Below are 18,226 nucleotides of genomic sequence, written 5' to 3'. Positions count from 1 at the left end.
AACAAAAAAGCGTTTGACCGATTGCGGTCAAACGCTTTTTGCTTTTATAGGCTCGATCGTTTGCTTCTCCTGTCCTTGGCCCGAAGTCAGCCAAATGTCCTTGAAATCCATCCAGCCCAGATTGTTGATGACCAGTCCCCGGACGGAGGGATGGATAAAGGTATTTAATTTCTGGTGAACGAGAAACAGCACCTGGGCCTCGTCCTGCAGCCGGTACTCGATTTGCTTGAGCAACGCCCGACGTTTCTCTTTGGATTTGGTGGCGTAAATTTGATCCGTAAGCCGGAAGATCCATTGACGCAGCCCCGGTTCAAGGTGCTGATGAATCATGCTGTCCTCCTGCAAGTAGCTCTCCAATTCGCAAACCTCGTCATCCGAGAACACGAGACAGCTGAGCAAAGCGTCGGCTTGCCGGATCGTGTCTTTGCGGGCGATGGAGCTTTTACTTTCATAACGGATTTCAACCGGAATACCGATAGAAGCGCACTGCCGTTTGATCCATTCGGCATCCACGCGTTCGGTTTCCTTGCAAATCAGCAAAAAAGGAGTACCGTCATATCCGGATTCCTCGAGCAATTGCTTCGCGGCTTCGGCATCATGCCAATTTATGTTGAGCTCGGTATCTTCTCGAGGCAAAAAGCTGCGAGCGGGATAACCCAATTTGCCGGACTGCCGGATCATGTCGGCCCGGTCGATCACAAGATTGACAGCCTGACGGAAGGACAAGGATTGCTGCGGACCGCCTTTGTTGCGGTTCCAGGTGATCAGGCTGCAGCCGTTGCTGAGCGTTTCGATCCGCCGCCAATCTCCGCCGACCCGGTCCCGCTGGGCAGCTTCCAAAAGGCTTTGTCATCCTGTCCGGCCCAATCGGAGGGCAGAATGGAAGCGCACGAGGAGCACATCAACCGGGGGAAAATCCAGTTCGGCTGGCGCAGGCTGATTTTCACCGTGATGGCGTCGACCGCTTCGGCTCGTTCCATCGTCCCAAGCAGCCAGGAATTTGTCTTTTCCGACCGAAGACGCTCCAAAGTAAAAACGACATCCTCCGCGTTCAGAATTTTGCCGTGATGAAAACGAACCCCTTTACGCAAATAGAAGATCCATTCGGTTCCGGCATCATTGCTTTCCCAGTGATGGGCAAGGAGCGGCTCGATCGTGTCCGCTTCCGTATCGTACCGGACGAGACGGTCAAACACTTGGCGGATCAGATGCGAGTCAAAGCCGTAGTATAGCTCGGCGGGATCGAGCGAGACCGGGGTGTGATAAACCGGGAGGGTGCAAACATCTTTGCATGAATTGTCGCCGCTCCACTTTTCAAGACCGAATTGGGTATTGAGCCACTGGATAAACCGGTCCAAAATCGGCTTATCTTCCTCGAATTGATGCAGGAATTCGAAAGCGGTCCGATATTCCCCTTTTTGCGCCAGCCGTTTGGCGAACTCCAGCATAAACGGCTCGCGTTTCGCCAGAAGGCGGATACGGGAACGGTTGCCCCAGCCTCGCCCGGGAATCCACCCGATCAACTCTTCCTCCTGAAGCTTGCGGACAATCAGCTTGACGTTGCGCTCCGTACAGTGGAACAGTTCCGTCAAATCCTCAAGCGTCACTTCAAATTCATCCCGGTCCCCCGCCGCGGGTCCGGCAAAATGGTTAAGCAATACGATGTAACGTTCCGCCGTAAGCATAAGTCACCTCCCAAAACCGCCGTTCCCCGCAATGTGATCCGCTGCATATTAAAAAAGGAGAAACGTGTTTTTCATAGTGTACACTTTTTCTTCCTGATTTTAAAGCAAATAATGGATATAGATGACGCCGGACATTCCGGCATACGGGAAGGGGAACCGATGATGTCGAATTACGAAGAGCTTTACAGGAGAGAGCTGGAGCTGCAGGCCTTTCATGATCCTAAGAAACAGAGCCGCTTTATGCAACACGAATGCCGGACGAGAAAAATGACCTACCGCTGCAAGCGCGGCAAGAAAACCTGGTTCTCGAGGGTAATTTCCACATTATTTCTATAACGGATGGAAATAGTAAGGGTGGAGGAGGAAGCATAATGACCGACACCCAGCGGACTTCGGGATTTGCCATGAAATTGGACCAAACAATCGGCACGATACGCTCCCTAATGGGACATAGCTCGGATCTTATCGTTCGCGAGCTGGTCATATGCCGTCATATCCATACCGCATTGATCTATCTGGACGGGATGACCGATGTGGAAACAATTCAGGGTTACATCATTTCCCCCTTATTGCAATGTCGGGAGGAAGAAGTCTCGCTCACCATGCTGGGCGAGCAGGTCATTCAGGCAAGCGAAGTCCATATTGCCGCCTCATTAGAAATCGCCGTGGATCAGATTTTGGCGGGAAGCCTGCTCATTCTTATGGACGGGGAGGCTGCGGGTTTGGTGGTTTCCGCCGCTAAATGGGAAGACCGGGCCGTGGAAGATTCGAAAACGCAGCCTGTCATACAGGGGCCGCATAATGCTTTTACGGAAAAACTCCGGACCAACACAACGCTCGTCCGGCGAAGAGTCAAAGATACCAGATTACGACTGGCCGGGATTCAGGTCGGAAAGCTGTCGAAAACCGAAATCGCGATTATGTACCTGGAGGGGCCGGCCAATGATCAGCTTGTGGCCAAGCTGATCGGGAGCCTGAACAATATTACCGAGGATCACATCCTGGGAGGAGAGAATCTGGAGGAAATCTTGCACGGCAACAATGCGTTTACCGTCTTCCCCCGTTTCTACAATACCGATCGGCCGGATACGATCGCCGCCGGCATCATGGAAGGGAGAGTCGCCATTTTTATCGACGGGTCGCCGTTTGTTCTGATCGCGCCCACGATATTTACCGACTTTCTCCAATCGGCCGAAGACTATTATCAACCCTATGTATATAGCAGCGCCATCCGGGTTTTGCGTTATATCTCATTATTTATTTGTCTCTTTGCGCCCTCCATTTATATCGCTTTAACAACCTTTCATCAGGAGATGATTCCGACCCAACTGCTTCTGAGCCTGGCCGGCCAGCGGGAGGGAACGCCGTTCCCGGCCTTTATGGAAGCGGTTCTGATGGAAATCACCTTTGAAATCCTGCGGGAAGCGGGGGTCCGCATGCCGCGCCCGATCGGACAAGCGATTTCCATCGTCGGTACGCTAGTGGTTGGACAAGCCGCCGTAGATGCGGGCATCGTTTCCGCGGCGATGGTGATCGTCGTATCCTTAACGGCGATCGCAAGCTTTGTCATTCCGTCTTATGCCATGTCGATCCCGGTCCGTCTCATCCGCTTCATCTTCATGGCGCTGGCCGCATCGTTCGGCGCCTACGGGATCACAATCGGGCTGATTCTGCTTGTCGTTCATCTCTGCTATTTGCAATCCTTCGGGGTTCCTTATTTTACACCGTTTGCCCCTTATCAAAAGCGGATATTCAAGGATTCCTTGTTCCGCTTTCCGTATCGGGATTCCAAAGTCAACAATTCGGGGCAGGGTGAAAAGTAATGGCAGCGAAGGCAATGTTGAAAAAAGCAAGCCGTCTCGTACTTTCGCTTATCTTGACGGTTTCTCTATCCGGATGCTGGAATCGTAATGAATTGAACGCACTTGCGATCGTGCTTGCGCTTGGCGTAGACATGGTCGGTGACCAGTATGAAGTCACGGTTCAGTACATCGATCCTTCCGCCGCTTCCCGGAGCAAAACTACCGATCGTGCGCCGACGATCGTATTGTCCGAGAACGAGAAAACGATATTTGAAGCGCTGCGCAAGCTTACGTCGAAAACATCCCGCAGATTGTATGTATCCCATATGAGGTTTATCGTCATAGGTGAACAAATCGCCAAGCGCGGGATTTACGAACCTCTGGACCTCCTGTTTCGGGATCATGAGGTCAGACCCGATTTTTACGTGGCCGTGGCCAAAAATTGCCGGGTTAAGGATGTAATCGGATTCGTCAGCCCGACGGAGCTGATTCCGGGGATCGATATGTACAGATCGCTCAAAACGTCCGAAAAGATATGGTCGCCGACTTCGGCGGCGAATGTGAAGGATATTATGATGAAGTTATCCAAGGACGGAGTGGACCCCGCCATAACCGGAATTTCGTTAATCGGAGACCTTGAAAGAGGGAAGCTGGAGGACAATGTTAAAAGGCCAATTCCCTATGCGGAATTCAAATACGAGGGAATCGGCGCATTTCACGAAGATCGTTTGCTCGGCTGGATGAACGAGGACGAGAGCAAGGCTTACACTTATTTGACGAACCACATCCAAAGTACGGTTGGCAGGGTGAGATGTCCGGATGGAAAAGGGTGGTTCGTTACGGAAGTGACAAACTCCAAAACGAAAGTTACTCCGGTCATACGCGAGGGCGAGCCGCATCTCAAATTGAAAGTAGAGGTTGAGGGGAATATCGGTGAAATGGAGTGTGCTATCGATTTGATGGATCCGCATGAAATCGGCTTATTGGAAAAATTGGCCGAGGAGCGCCAGATTGATATTTTGAATAGCGGCCTAAAAAAGGCTCAGCAATACGGCTCCGATATATTCGGTTTCGGGGAAGCTTTTCACCGGAAGTACCCGAAGCGGTGGCGGTCGTGGAGAGAGAACTGGAACGAGAAATTCCGCAGCGATTTGACTTACGAGCTCGAGGTCAAATATAAGCTGCGGCGTCACGGGAAGATCAACAATCCGTTCGGAAAGGATACGACCCGGAAGGAGTAAGGGAGAAATGTTCACGTTGATTCTTGTCATAGCTTTGATCACATCACTTGTAGAATATGCAAAACTGAGGAAGTCGGGAAAAATTCGCGAGCTTGCCGTAAGCGCGAGTTTTCTAGGCATCGGGTTGATTCTATCGGTTCTTCGCATGGCCGGAGTAAAGCTTCCCAGTCCGTTTTTGCTCGTTCGTTTGGTTGCCCGGCCCATCGGGCAATTCGTATCCGCTATACTGTCTTGAATAACCAGGGGTGAGCCTAACATGGAACAGACGGAGAAACTGACTTTCAGACAAGCGACACAGTGGTTTGCAATGGCTCAATTGGGGAGTGTCTATTTGAATCTTCCCGGTTATTTAACGGGGATTGTCAATCAAGATGCTTGGATTTCCATTCTGCTGGCGCTTGTCATCCATTTTGTGCTGGTTGTCCCGCTGTTCCTTGCCATGAGCAAGCAAGTAAGAGGAATGAGATTTGGCGATTACATCGAAACCCTGCTGGGGAAGGTGTGCGGCAAAGCGTTTATGTTCGGCTTTTCCATTCTGTGGCCGATGCTGGGTTTTACGTTTACCTTATGGGCCTTGAGTGATTTCCTGCTCCTGACCGTACTTCCCGAGACCCCTTCGGATGCGGTCGCCGTCTTGATGCTGTTTGCCGTTATTTGTGTGGTTCGATCGGGAGTTAGTGTGATTGGCCGAACCGTGGAAATATTATTCTGGTCTTTAATTTTGTTTTTCGTCATTGGAGTTTTAACATTGTCGCCAATTTTTCATATTGAAAATTTGCTTCCGGTATTTGAGCACGGAATGAAACCGATCCTGCACGGATCGATTCTGGTGACCGCGTTTCCGTATCTCGACAGTTTTTTAATGATGTTTTTTGCGAGAAATATGGAGCCGAAGAAGTGGAAAAAGGCCGTATTCGCGAGCAGCGCAATAAGCGGGTTGGTGTTAGTCGGCACAACGATATACGTCATCGCGGTGCTCAGTGCGGAGGTGACCGGAAATTTGACTTACAGCGCCTATTTTCTTATTCGCACAATCACTTTGGCCGAATTTGTCGAGCGGTTTGAAGTATTGTTCTCAACGCTATATTACATAACCATTTTTTACCGGATGGCCCTGTTCCTTTATGTAACCGCAGACGGTTTGGCCAGCGCATTCCGGATGAAGGACCATCGACCGCTGCTGCTGCCATTAAGCTTAATTGCGCTCACGCTTCAAACCTTTCTCATCCCGAATACGACAAGTTACCAGAGAAGCTATGACTATACCCCTTTCTATCCGATGATCTTCGGCTTGTTGATCCCGCTTATATTATGGATTATCGGAAGAATTAGACGGGTGAATAGATCCGATTAATCCGTAAAGGTCAATTCCTTGACAATAATAGTTGTTTATTATATAGTTGTTTAGGCAACTAAAATTGGAGCAGAGGAGTCCATGCCATGACATCGCAGGTCACGAAGGGATTAGCCGTAGGGTTTATTATGGGCGTTACATACCGGAAAATCTCCTCTCTTTTGCAAAGCAGATTAAGAGAATATGATATCACTCCCGAACAATGGTCGGTGCTGCGCCAGATTGATCAATCGGAAGGGTTGATTCAGCGGGAAATCGCCGAAAGGACGGGAAAAGACAAGCCGACAACGACGCGTATTCTGGATCATCTGGAGAGCAAGGGCCTTGTGTACAAGCAAACGGGACCGCAGGACCGGAGATCGTACTTGGTTTACAGCTCGGAACGCGGTAAGGCATTGATCCGGGACACCTTGCCGATTGAAGAAGGAGTGACGGAAGACGTCAAACAATGCTTATCCGCGGAGGAATACGACTTGCTGGTGGAGCTCCTGCTTCGGATAAACGATCATGTTGACCAAATTATAGAGAATAAAGACAGAGATTAGAGTAGGAGTTGGAGAGGAATTTATGCAGCTTAGAGAAAAGGCGGAAGCCTTATGGACAAAATCGTTTGTTTCCTTAACCATTTGCGCGTTATTGTTGTTTTTGAATTTGCATATGCTGCTGTCGTCGTTTTCCGCTTATGTCAAAAACGAGTTTCAAGCCAGCGATTTACAGGTGAGCCTGGTTACCAGCGTGTTTGCCGTTGCGGCCATTCTCACCCGTTTCTTGACCGCGGCTTTGCTAAAAAAGGTATCGCGTAATGTTCTGTTGTTTATCGGGTTGATTATCGCCACCATCATGACGGGCTTGAACAGTTTTGCCGATTCGATAGGAATACTGCTTATCGTTCGGGCCGGTTACGGGGTCGGCTTCGGGATTGCGAGCACGATTTTGCCGACGCTCGTATCCCAGATTATCCCGTTAAAACGGATGGGGGAGGGCATTGGGTATTTCGGGTTGTCTTCGAGCCTGGCGATGTCGATCGGGCCGATGATCGGTCTCAACGTGATGGAACTGTCCGGGTTCGTAACGCTTACGATGATCGGAGCGATCACAGTTCTCCTCATCGTTCCGATTCTGCTGCTGACCCGTTCCGTTCCCTCGGTTCCGGCGGTGAAAGAAGAAGAGAAGACCGCGCAGCCGAAAGAGCGCGCCAAATTCAATCGCCAGCTGTTATTTCCGGCCTTGCTCAACACGGTACTATCGATCACTTACAGCGGATTGCTCAGCTTTATCGCGCTGTTCGGCGAATTCGTGCATTTGGAGCAAGTCGGCCTGTTCTTCTTGTTCAATGCCGTCACGATCATAATTATCCGGCCGGTTTCCGGGCGGATCTTTGACCGCAGAGGCCATGCCGCCGTATTGATCCCGGCGGCGGTTCTCGTCGTAGCCAGCATGACGGCACTGTCTTATACCACTTCGCTGCCGCTGCTTATTCTGTCGGCCTTGCTGTACGGCCTCGGCTTCGGGGCGATCCAGCCGACGATTCAGGCCTGGATGATCCGAACCTCGACGCCGGAGCAATACGGCGCGGCCAACAGCATGTTTTACAACTCGACCGACTTCGGGGTCGCGATCGGAGCGATTCTGCTCGGCGCGATCGCATCGGCTACGGACTATGCGGTCATGTACCGCTATTCGGCGGGTTTTATGGTGCTGTTTATTGTGCTGTACCTGGTATTGTTCTTCTTCACCCGCAAACCCGGGAAACCGGTTATGCAAGAGCAGGCGAAACAGGAGGCACAAGCTTCCGTACCTGCGGAAATGTAAACATATAAGCCAAACAGGCTATGGCGCTATTAGCGCCATAGCCTGTTTTTCTGTTCCGTCTGGTCTGGCGATCCCCTGGCGAAGTCCTTGTACCGGACAGAGGTCCAAGCTTTAAGTACCCGCGATGCATACGATGTTTCACCACCGAATGATATAAAGCGGAAGTCATACTTTCGGAATCAATAACGGAGGTGGAGAATATGTCGGTGCAGCAAAAGCGGCTTGGGGCCGGGACAACGTATGCGACGCCATATTATGAAATCCTGTCCGGCCGTAAGGGACCGTCGGTCATGATTGTGGCCGGTATTCACGGGAACGAAACGGCAAGTATCGGGGCCGCCAAGAAGCTGGCGGCGAAGTTTTCTGCGTACGAGTTGGCGCTAAAAAAAGGCAGCTTGGTCATTGTACCGATCGCCAATCAGCAGGCTTATCGGGCAAGAGTCCGGGGCAAGCCAGACCTGAACCGCCAATTCCCGCGGAAAGCCGGCAAACCGGCCCGTCATCCGTTGGCGGCGGCGCTATTCGAACTGGCGAAGCGTTGGCAGCCTGCATGGTATCTTGATTTGCATGAAGCCAACGGCTTATCCCAGATCAATCCGCACAGATTGGGCCAAACCCTGATAACCCATTCCGGTAGCCGGGCCATTCCGGCCGCACGGAAGATTATGCGCAACGTCAACCGCCAAGTTTCAGCGAAATCGCGGCGCTTCAACTTACGGCAGCACGCTCTGCCCGGCTCTTCGCGCACTGCCGCCGCGCGGATCTTGAAATCGCGGGCGGTCACGGTGGAAACCTGCTGGAGCTTGAAGAAATCGGAGCGGGTGAACTACCAACTGGAAATTGCAACACGGTTTCTGCGCGAGGCTGGGTTGCTGTAAATGGTGAAGAGAAGAAGTCCCTTACAAATGCATCGGAATATCGGAACTTTCCAAGATGCATTTTTGGGGACTTCTTTGTGTACAGCATATACTATTTGGACTTTATCGGAATGCAGATATCCATTTCCATAGCGGTTTTATCCGCTCATCTATCGTCGTAGACTTCGATTTCATAAGTTCCCGCATGCTGCGGTGAAGTCCGGGGAAACAATTCTTAAAAGATATAACGCCTAAAGGTTCCAGCAAAGCAAAAAAAGCCGCCCGGGTACCGAGCGGCTTGCGGAATAAGCTTATTTTTTGGAGTCCGTATCCGTGAACGATACCGGTTTGGCGACCCATTCGTCGGCTTCCGGTTCGATGTCAACGCCGTTCTCCATCTTTTTCTTCTCGGCCAGGGAATCGCCTTCATGAGGTTCATTTCGCAGCTCGGCCTCATCGCGGTATTGGTTATCTTTTTCATGTGGCATGGTTGCATCCTCCTTCTGTGACTGATCTGTGGTAATACTTTATTTATAGTTACCCGTTCTCGCGGTTTACAAACATTCCGTTTTCTTACGGATGCCGCCGGGAGGCTCTTGCAGGGAGTTACGATAATGCGTCGGAGACAGGCCCGTAACTTTCTTGAACATTTTGGAAAAAAGCAGCGGATCACTGTAACCGATCGAGCGTGAAACGTCGGCCACGGAAAGATTGCGAAGCTCCAGCAATTCGCGTGCCTTGTTCATGCGAAACTGGAGCAGGTAAGCTTGCGGCGAAATGTTCATCTTTTCTTTGAATATCGTGGACAGATATACGCGGTCGATGCCGATCATACGGGCAAGCTCGGAAATGCCGATGTGGCTGAAATAGTTCATCGCGATATATTCAAGCGTTTGATTCACGTAACGTTCTTTAGCGGAGGACGATTTGTCGGGATTCCGGTTTTCCAGCATGCCGCCGAGCCAATCCGTGAAAAACCGGTATAAAATGCTTTTAAGCGCGAGCCCGCGGACAAGTTTATTATTGCCTGCGGCGTCAAATTCATGCAGATAGGCATCAAACCAGGCGGGCTGATCGCAACGAAATACGGGAGCGTCTATGTCCAAACCGGCAAGATTCAACAGTTCACCTGCATCCTCACCTTCAAAAGCGATCCAGGAATAGACCCATGGCTCGGTCTCATCCGCCTTCATGCAGCATCTCATATCGGGGTAGACGGCAAAGCCCTGGCCTTTACCCAATTCATATTCTCTGCCGTTTAAACTGTAGCGGCCTTTTCCCTCATGAATAAACATCAGCTTGTACTGCTCTTTGATTCCGGGTCCCCAGCAGAAGCCCGGTGGGCAATTCTGTTTGCCGTGATAACAATAGGCGATATTATATTGCGTCTCCATCGGAAAAGCTCCTTAGCTTCATAAATAAATTACATAATGACATAAAGAAATAACATGCGGACATTCAGTATTCCAATCATCTGGATGTATAATCGGGAAGAAAAGTAAATTATATACCCATTATTATAACATGCCTTAAGTCGAACTAAAAAAGCCCTCCTGGGAGGGCTTAAATCATCAAAATTTCGCGAATTTCTTGCTCCGTTAAAGTGGACAAGGCTTCTTGGTCCGGCTGGATCACTTCGTCAATCAGATCCTTCTTCTTCTGCTGCAGCTCGTACATCTTCTCTTCGACCGTGCCCTCGGTGACCAGACGGATAACGTGGACGATGTTTTTCTGCCCGATCCGGTGCGCCCGGTCTGCTGCCTGCTGTTCGACGGCGGGGTTCCACCACAGGTCATAGAGAATGACGGTGTCGGCCCCGGTCAGGTTTAGTCCGGTTCCGCCGGCCTTGAGGGATATCAGGAACAGATCGCGCGCTCCGTCGTTATATCTGTCGCATAATTCGACGCGTTCGTTCGGCGGCGTCTTGCCGTCTAGGTAGAAGAAGGGGATGCCCCGGTATCCCAGCTCTTTGCCGATCAGGCCGAGCATTTCGGTAAACTGGGAGAAGATCAGCACCCGTTTGCCGGAGCTAAGGCATTCCTCGAGAATTTCCAGGAGTTGCTCAAATTTGGCCGAGCTTCCGCCATAGCCGTCCACAAACAGGGCTGGATGGCAGCAAAGCTGGCGCAGCCGGGTCAATCCGGCCAATATCCGGATCTTGTTTTTCTCAAAGCTGTCTTCATTCAAATGCTTCAGCGTTTCCTGCTGCAATTGCGCCAGGTAAGCGGCGTAGAGCTTCTTCTGCTCCGGCTGCAGTTCGGAAGCCTGCACGGATTCGATCTTCTCGGGAAGTTCCTTCAATACGTCCGTCTTCAAACGGCGGAGCAGGAACGGGCGAATCCGTTTGGCGACCTGCTCCCGGCTGAGTTCATTGAATTGATTGCGGTTGTGAAACAGTGCCGGGAATACGGCGTCAAAGATCGACCACAATTCCTCCAGCCGGTTCTCCACCGGGGTGCCCGTCAGCGCGAAGCGGTGCTTCGCCTGGAGCATTTTGACGGATTGCGCGGTCTGCGTCGTATGGTTCTTGAAGGTTTGCGCCTCGTCCAGGAAAAGAGAGTGAAATTCCATGCCCTGAAACTGCTCGATATCCATCCGCAGGAGCGGGTAGGAGGTGATCAGCACGTCGGCCTCGGATTTCTTCGCTGTTTGCAAAGCCCTCAGGCGCTCCGTTTTGGTTCCGTCGGCAATCACGGACTTTATTTCCGGAGCGAATTTCTTCAGCTCGTTGCGCCAGTTATATACGAGCGAAGCGGGGGCCACGATGATCGCCGGGAGCCGTTGCTCGCGGATTTCCGGCAGCATCGAGACGAGAAAGGCGATGCTTTGCAGCGTCTTTCCGAGGCCCATATCGTCGGCCAGAATGCCGCCGAACCGGTAACCCGCGAGCATCTTCATCCATTGGAAGCCGTAAACCTGGTAATCGCGCAGCACCGGTGCGAGCCGCTGGGGCACGGGGAAATCCAGGTTATCCGGATTTTTAATATGGTGGAGCAGCAGGCGGAAGCTTTTGCCGAGCCGGAGCGTGCCTCCATAGGACTGCTCGTCCAGCAAATGCAGGCCGCTGGTCACCGGCACGCGCAACCCTGTCCCAGACTCGTTCAGCAGATGGGGGCTCAGATCGTTCATCAAAGCGACGATTTGTTTGAACTCCTCGTTATCAAGCGGCAGCAGCGCGCCTTCGGGAAGCCGGTAATATTTGCGCTTGACCTCCAGCGCCTGAATCACGCCGCGGATGTCCTGCTCGGAAATGCCGTCCAGTTCGAATTTCAGCTCCAGCCAATCCGTCCTTTCGTCCATGTGAACGGACACCCGCGGAGGCGCAGAGACCGGCCGGATTCGTACCTTGACGGCCGATGTGGCGTAGACATCGAGCAGCTTCTCCAATCTCGGGACGGTATGAACCAGGAAGTCGTACTCGGCATCTTCATCATCGAGGAAATATCCGCTTTCCGTTCTGGTGAAGGAGCTGTCCTCCATCAGGTCGAGAATGCTCCGTTCGAGCTGATCGTCGCGCATCAGAATCAGCTCGCTGCCGCGCACAGGGCCTGCTTCAAGCGGATTGAGCACAATGTCGCCGTACTGGAATTCAAGTCCGGCCAGCAGCCGGTTTCTGATCCGGTCCAAATAAAGCCGGGCTTTAAGCGGGGTTCGTATCATACGAGCGGCTACCGCGTCCGCGATTTGCACGCTGCCGAGCTTCTGTAGGCCGGGAAGCACCTTTTGCATAAAAGGCTCGATTTGTCCCGACGGAATCTGCACATGGTGTCTTCGCGAAGCGTCGAGCATGTTCTTCAATTCGCTCAAGCGGCGGCATCCGTCTTCCGGCAGTTGGATCAGCGCCCCGTCCGGCAGCAATACCAGCCCGTACGCATCGAGAATCACAAGCTCGTCCAGGCCATCGATATCCAGCCGGTAATCGGTAACGCCGGCTTGGTCAAACGCGTATTGCACGGGCAGAGATTGGTCGGACAGCGTTAAGCGGCTGGTCACACCGGCGCCGGAATCCAGTTTGACGTTATCCGCCGCCAGCAGCTTGGGAAACAGTTCGTTCCAGGCGTAAGGGGGGAGCATCAGGGTTCGTTCGTCGCGCGATCGGGTACCTGAATAGGCGCGGGAAGGAGAAGCATCCCGGTAAAGCCGCTCATTATACGTGACCTCGATCAGCCGCCGGATAATCTCGTCATCGCTCCGCGTAAAACTGTAAGATCCGGGTTCATAAGTGAAATGTTCGGAAAATTCAAACGCCATGCCTTGATCGACCGTTCGCAGAAATTCCCGGATTTGCTTCACGATATAAAGCCGCTTGTCGCCAATCTTCATTTCCAGGCCGAACAGATGCTTGCCCGCGCCATGGCTCAGCGGTTTTAAGATATATTCCGTCTGCAGGCGAGCGCGGGAATCAAAGGCGGTTTCCCCGCGGTTACGCCGCCGGCTTCCGGGATCAAACAAGCCCATCAGATCGCGGGTCAGCCAGACATCCCGCGTCGAGCCGTTGCCGCTTGTTCTGTACGGGATCGCCGCCATTCCGGTCTGGCCGCGGGGGCCGGCATAAAGCCCGCCCGTAGGCCGCTCCTCCGGATGGCGCAAGGAATACGAAGGCGCCGGAGGTTCGGAGTCATCCGTTTGGATATTAAGAATGCCGAGCAGAGCGGCGGCTATATGCTTGCAGTAATTGTTGTAAGAGACGTAAGCCGAGCAATTGCATTCCGCATCGATATTACCGTTAGGGTCGATGTGTACGTTGACGCGGTAAGTATCACTTTCGCGGACGAGGGCCTGGTATTGACCGGAAGTGTGATCGGCATGCGTAAAGCTGACCTTCTTTTGCCGGAAATAGGCCTCTCCCCGGTCGTAAGAGATGCGTCCGCAGAGCAATATGATCAGCCGTTGCGATAAAGTTGAACTCATAGGCGGCTACCTTTCTGAATAAAAAAATCTTGGATCTATTTTATGATACCAGAATGCGCGCGAGATGGAAGGGAGGTGAATTTGCGGCAAGGGCCGCTTGCATCGCGAACCAAGAGAGTTACAATGAAGAAGTAGGTAATAATACCACCCTATTCCATGAAGAGGAGTGACGGACTGATGCAATACAGTTATTTGGGACGTTCGGGTTTAAAGGTAAGCAAGCTTTGCCTGGGGACGATGAATTTCGGCGTGCAGACGGACGAGAGCGAAGCGTTCAAGATCATGGATGCCGCGCTTGATGCCGGGATCAATTTTTTTGATACCGCCAACGTTTACGGTAAGGCGGATCACGCTGGCAGAACGGAAGAGATCATCGGCAAATGGTTCGCGCAAGGCGGCGGCCGCCGGGAAAAGGTCGTGCTCGCCACCAAATTCAACGGGGACATGTTCGATGAGAACGACGGGCCGAACCGGGCGGGCGGACTCTCCTCCTTCAAAATGCGCCGCCATTTGGAAGGATCGCTCCGCCGGCTGCAAACCGACCATATCGAGCTGTACCAAATGCACCATATCGACCGGAACGTAACTTGGGACGAGCTGTGGGAAGGCTTCGACATCGCGCTTCATCAAGGCAAAATCGGGTATGTCGGCTCCAGCAATTTCGCCGCCCGCGATTTGGTGAAGGCTCAATACGAGGCGAAGGCCAAAGGCATGTTCGGGCTCGTTTCGGAGCAGCACAAGTTCAGCCTGCTGTGCAGACTGCCCGAGCTTGAAGTACTGCCGGCCGCCGAGGAGCACGGCATCGGCGTGATCGCCTGGAGCCCGCTGGACGGCGGCCTGCTGAGCGGGCACGCGCTGCGTCCGATTCCGGGCTCGAAACGAGCCGCCAACAATCCGGAACGCGTGGAGCAGTACCGCGCCCAATTGGAAGCGTTTGAAGGCTTATGCCGCGAACTCGGCGAGAGCGAAGCGAACGTCGCCTTGGCCTGGACGCTGACCCGTCCGGGGATGACGGCGCCGATTATCGGGCCGCGGACGCTCGAGCAGCTTGAAACCGCGCTGCGCGTGGTCGACATCCAGCTGGGCGAACCGGAGCTGAAGAAGCTCGACGAGATCTTCCCGGGCCCTGGCGGAGAAGCACCGCAAGCTTATGCGTGGTAAGCCGCCGAAAATTCCCGGCATAATATAAACTTATACCCCTTCTGCTTTGTTGTCGGAAGGGGTTTTGTATTGTGAATCGACAGAAGATTAAACTCGATTACTATCCTTTCTGCTTCAATAATAACCATCCCTTAATTTGATTCGCAACCTGCACAACTGGTGTATTCGTAGTGTCTATTATCGGTAAGTTGGAGGAAACATAATTGTTATAAAGTTCTTTTGCGTAAATATTAGTGCTCTGTATCCCCTGTTCCGTCCAATTTCCGCGTTCCCTCAACCGTGAAGTTCTGCTGGCGCTATTGCAATGGAGGAGCAAGTAGTGAATGGGTTGAAAATAATGAAAATGATCGCACAAATTGACATTGTATGGAAGAGGGACTGCACCGAATAAAATGGTGGTATTCCCGCTTAATGAGTTTGCATATGCAATCCTGAGCCAGTTTTGGCAAGTCAGCTGGAAATTACCGTCTATAATAATACTGTCCATATCATATATATTGAAGCCAGGCCCCATTATTTTTCTGACTTCTTTGGAAGCTGTCGATTTCCCGGAACCGCTAGTCCCCGTAACAATATAAAGAGGCGTCGTCATACATTCATCTACCTCCCAATCTTTTTAATGATTAGTTCTAGAATTATATTATTCAAATCTAGTGGTGCATGTACTAAACAAATGAGGTTCTTTTTCAATTTGTAATTTATTTATTCGATCCATATAGGTGAAAAAATTATAGTTGAGAATAAATGAATTGAAAAAGAAGAGTTGACCTTTACGCAACGTAAAGGTGTACATTTTGAATGTCAGGAGGTGAGCAGCATGGAATATACGGTTCAGAAGCTGGGGCGCCTTGCCGGGGTCAGCGGCAGAACGCTAAGGTACTACGATGAGATCGGCATTCTCAAGCCGGCGAGAATGAGCTCATCGGGCTACCGGATCTACGGGCAGGCGGAGGTGGATCTGCTGCAGCAGATTTTATTTTATCGCGAGCTGGGTTTATCCCTGGAACAGATCAAATCGATCATCACCGATCCGTCGTTTGACGGCGCCAAAGCGCTGATGAAACACCGTAAACATCTCCTGGACAGAAGAAGGCAGCTCGATGTCCTGATCGCGAATGTGGAGAAGACGATCGCCATGAAGGAAGGGAGAATGAAAATGACCGATCGAGAAAAATTTGAAGGGTTCAAGCAGCGGCTCATCGATGAGAACGAAGTGAAATACGGCGCTGAAATCCGCGAACAGTATGGTGAGGAGACAGTGGATCGCTCGAATGCGAAGCTGAAAAATATGAGCGAGGCGGAGTACGAGGAAGTGCAGCGGTTGGAAAAGGCGATGTTCACGGCTTTGGAGGAAGGAATGTGGTCCGGTGACCCGGCGGGGGAGGCGGCGCAGAGAGCGGCCGATTTGCATAAGCGGTGGCTGACCTTCTACTGGGACCAGTACTCAAAGGAGGCGCACGCGGGGCTCGCGCAAATGTACGTGGCGGATGAGCGGTTCAAGGCTTATTACGATCAGGCCCGGCCGGGAACGGCGGAATTCCTGCGCGACGCGGTTCTGATTTATACGGGTGAATAAGTAATTTTCGTAAAACTCAAGAAGCCCCCCGAAATTGCATTTCGGGCGGGCTTTTGATTTACGCAAGTAGTGGCTGAATCATGAAATGTTCGCAATTTCGCGAATTTGTTATTACCGTCACATATGTTACCGGTTTGAACCCATATGCTTATTGTTGGGGATGGCGGATTTCGTAATGTTTATTTGTTTCCGCTTCAAGATTTGGGTTATCATGTTAGGTATGTGAAATAGTTCTCTGATGGGGTGAAAAGATTGAAAACAGTCGTTGTTGTCGGCGGAGGAATTACGGGCATATCCGCGGCTTATTACTTGAACCGCCAAGCCAAGGAGCGGAATTTGGACGTCCGGATCACGGTCGTGGAATCGTATAGGAAATTGGGCGGGAAGATCAATACGATCGCCCAGGACGGCTTTGTCATGGAAGCGGGGGCGGACTCGATCGTGACCCGGAAGCCGAACATGGATCAGTTGATCGATGAGCTGGGGCTGCGCGATGAAGTGGTTTACAATGCAACGGGGAAATCGTACATATACACGGACGGTCAGTTGAAGCTGATTCCGGAAGAGGCGGTGTTCGGCATCCCGCTCAGTCTGGAATCGCTCGCGAACAGTGAACTGATCTCGGCGGAGGGCAAAGTGGCGGCACTGAAGGATTTCTATTCAACCAATGACGGCAAGTTTACCGAAAACGATTCGGTCGGTCTGTTTCTCGAAGAATTTCTCGGCAAGGAAATCGTGGAAAAGCAAATCGCTCCCGTTCTGTCCGGGGTATATTCCGGCAAGCTGAACGAGCTGACGATCGCGTCCACGCTGCCTTATTTGCTGGAATACAAAAACAAGTACGGCAGCATCATCAAAGGTCTGGCCGAAAACCGCCAAACGTTCAAAGGAAAAGGGGACCGTAAATTTTTCTCCTTCCATAACGGGGTGTTGGCCTTGGTCGACAAGATGGTCGGGGAGCTTCCCGAGGCGGAATTCATCGTCGGTGTCGGAGCCGATAGAATAACCAAGGCCGATGACCGGCGGTACAAGGTAACCTTATCCGATCAAAGGGAGCTTGACGCCGATTTTGTGGTGCTGGCTACATCGCATGCCGTGGCGCAATCGGTGCTGGGCGACCGCGAGATGGATGAAGATTTTCAAGATCTGACCAGCAATTCCATGATCAGCGTATATCTTGGCTTCGATATTCCCGATGAGAAGCTGCCTGCGGACGGAACGGGCTTCATCGTCTCACAATCGGACGATGTGGTATGCGATGCCTGCACCTGGACCAGCCGGAAATGGAAGCATACGTCGACGGATAGCCGCTTGCTCGTCCGGATGTTCTACAAAAGCACAAGTCCGTCCTTTGCCGAACTTAAAGGGATGACCAAGGATGAGCTTCTGCAGGTGGCGCTTAAAGATATCCGCAGCAGTTTGGGGATAGATGCCGCGCCGGTTACGCATCTGGTGACGAAATGGCTGGATGACATGCCGAAGTACCATATCCGGCACCATGAGCTGGTGCAATCGCTCGAGAAGAAAATGGCTGCCTCCTATCCAGGTGTTTATTTGGCCGGATGCTCATATTACGGCGTGGGAATTCCCGACTGCATCGCGAACGGGGAGAAGACCGCACAGCGGATTGCGGAACAATTATCGTAATTTCCGATTCATCTCCATCAGGGCGGGTATATATTACACTAGCCATTGGAAAATTGCTTAATCTTAAATAAATATCGCTTCCCACATATAAAGAAGGCTCCAGCGGTTTTTTAAACGCGGGGGCCTTCTTTCTTTTTGCGCGCGGATGGACAAATTCATCAATCTTCGCCGCTCCCGTAA

16 protein-coding genes are annotated in these 18,226 nt (G+C 51.9%); 10 read left to right on the top strand and 6 right to left on the bottom strand.

What is annotated here, in order from left to right:
- Positions 1-27 precede the first annotated feature (27 nt).
- Together V3851_RS09045 and V3851_RS09040 are read right to left on the bottom strand one after the other, a co-directional pair.
- Positions 28-840, bottom strand: coding sequence for an ABC transporter substrate-binding protein (locus tag V3851_RS09045; RefSeq protein ID WP_331846198.1), 813 nt, complete (start codon positions 838-840; stop codon positions 28-30).
- A complete protein-coding gene (locus V3851_RS09040; RefSeq protein ID WP_331846197.1) occupies positions 765-1,685 on the bottom strand; it encodes an ABC transporter substrate-binding protein in 921 nt (306 codons plus the stop codon). The genes V3851_RS09045 and V3851_RS09040 overlap by 76 nt, the downstream gene beginning before the upstream one ends.
- A gap of 159 nt (positions 1,686-1,844) precedes the next feature.
- On the opposite strand from V3851_RS09040, the gene V3851_RS09035 reads away from it, so the two are divergent.
- From V3851_RS09035 to V3851_RS09005, 7 genes are all read left to right on the top strand, one after another.
- Positions 1,845-2,021 (top strand): hypothetical protein, encoded by a 177-nt coding sequence (locus V3851_RS09035; protein ID WP_331846196.1) that lies wholly within the window; start codon positions 1,845-1,847, stop codon positions 2,019-2,021.
- Positions 2,022-2,056: 35 nt separating this feature from the next.
- Positions 2,057-3,508, top strand: a complete 1,452-nt coding sequence (locus V3851_RS09030) for a spore germination protein (protein WP_331846195.1) — start codon at positions 2,057-2,059, stop codon at positions 3,506-3,508.
- Positions 3,508-4,728, top strand: coding sequence for a Ger(x)C family spore germination protein (locus tag V3851_RS09025; RefSeq protein WP_331846194.1), 1,221 nt, complete (start codon positions 3,508-3,510; stop codon positions 4,726-4,728). Before V3851_RS09030 ends, V3851_RS09025 begins: the two co-directional genes overlap by 1 nt.
- A 256-nt stretch (positions 4,729-4,984) precedes the next feature.
- Positions 4,985-6,082, top strand: coding sequence for a GerAB/ArcD/ProY family transporter (locus tag V3851_RS09020; RefSeq protein WP_331846193.1), 1,098 nt, complete (start codon positions 4,985-4,987; stop codon positions 6,080-6,082).
- 86 nt (positions 6,083-6,168) lie between these two features.
- Positions 6,169-6,627 carry a MarR family winged helix-turn-helix transcriptional regulator gene (locus tag V3851_RS09015; protein WP_331846192.1) on the top strand — a complete coding sequence of 153 codons (459 nt, stop codon included), beginning with the start codon at positions 6,169-6,171 and terminating at the stop codon, positions 6,625-6,627.
- 22 nt (positions 6,628-6,649) lie between these two features.
- Entirely contained in the window at positions 6,650-7,894 is a 1,245-nt protein-coding gene (locus tag V3851_RS09010; protein ID WP_331846191.1) for an MFS transporter, read from the top strand.
- Between the two features lie 200 nt (positions 7,895-8,094).
- Positions 8,095-8,772 carry a succinylglutamate desuccinylase/aspartoacylase family protein gene (locus V3851_RS09005; RefSeq protein WP_331846190.1) on the top strand — a complete coding sequence of 226 codons (678 nt, stop codon included), beginning with the start codon at positions 8,095-8,097 and terminating at the stop codon, positions 8,770-8,772.
- A 290-nt stretch (positions 8,773-9,062) separates the two neighbouring features.
- Here V3851_RS09005 and V3851_RS09000 read toward each other — a convergent pair whose 3' ends face one another.
- The 3 genes from V3851_RS09000 to V3851_RS08990 all read right to left on the bottom strand — a co-directional run bounded on the left by V3851_RS09000 (position 9,063) and on the right by V3851_RS08990 (position 13,662).
- A complete protein-coding gene (locus tag V3851_RS09000; protein ID WP_331846189.1) occupies positions 9,063-9,239 on the bottom strand; it encodes a hypothetical protein in 177 nt (58 codons plus the stop codon).
- Between the two features lie 66 nt (positions 9,240-9,305).
- Positions 9,306-10,145, bottom strand: coding sequence for an AraC family transcriptional regulator (locus V3851_RS08995; protein WP_331846188.1), 840 nt, complete (start codon positions 10,143-10,145; stop codon positions 9,306-9,308).
- Between the two features lie 169 nt (positions 10,146-10,314).
- A complete protein-coding gene (locus V3851_RS08990) occupies positions 10,315-13,662 on the bottom strand; it encodes a DEAD/DEAH box helicase (RefSeq protein WP_331846187.1) in 3,348 nt (1,115 codons plus the stop codon).
- A 177-nt stretch (positions 13,663-13,839) separates the two neighbouring features.
- On the opposite strand from V3851_RS08990, the gene V3851_RS08985 reads away from it, so the two are divergent.
- Entirely contained in the window at positions 13,840-14,823 is a 984-nt protein-coding gene (locus tag V3851_RS08985) for an aldo/keto reductase (protein WP_331846186.1), read from the top strand.
- A 100-nt stretch (positions 14,824-14,923) separates the two neighbouring features.
- Here V3851_RS08985 and V3851_RS08980 read toward each other — a convergent pair whose 3' ends face one another.
- On the bottom strand, positions 14,924-15,415 hold the full coding sequence (locus tag V3851_RS08980) for an AAA family ATPase (protein ID WP_331846185.1): 492 nt from the start codon (positions 15,413-15,415) through the stop codon (positions 14,924-14,926).
- 225 nt (positions 15,416-15,640) lie between these two features.
- Between V3851_RS08980 and V3851_RS08975 the strand changes: the two genes are divergently transcribed.
- Both V3851_RS08975 and hemG read left to right on the top strand, forming a co-directional pair.
- Positions 15,641-16,399, top strand: coding sequence for a MerR family transcriptional regulator (locus tag V3851_RS08975; protein WP_331846184.1), 759 nt, complete (start codon positions 15,641-15,643; stop codon positions 16,397-16,399).
- Positions 16,400-16,651: 252 nt separating this feature from the next.
- Positions 16,652-18,046 carry a protoporphyrinogen oxidase gene (gene hemG / locus V3851_RS08970; RefSeq protein WP_331846183.1) on the top strand — a complete coding sequence of 465 codons (1,395 nt, stop codon included), beginning with the start codon at positions 16,652-16,654 and terminating at the stop codon, positions 18,044-18,046.
- Positions 18,047-18,226 lie beyond the last annotated feature (180 nt).

The sequence above is a fragment of the Paenibacillus haidiansis genome (assembly GCF_036553665.1).
Lineage (GTDB): Bacteria > Bacillota > Bacilli > Paenibacillales > Paenibacillaceae > Fontibacillus > Fontibacillus haidiansis.
This window is presented reverse-complemented; position numbering and strand designations above follow the sequence as displayed.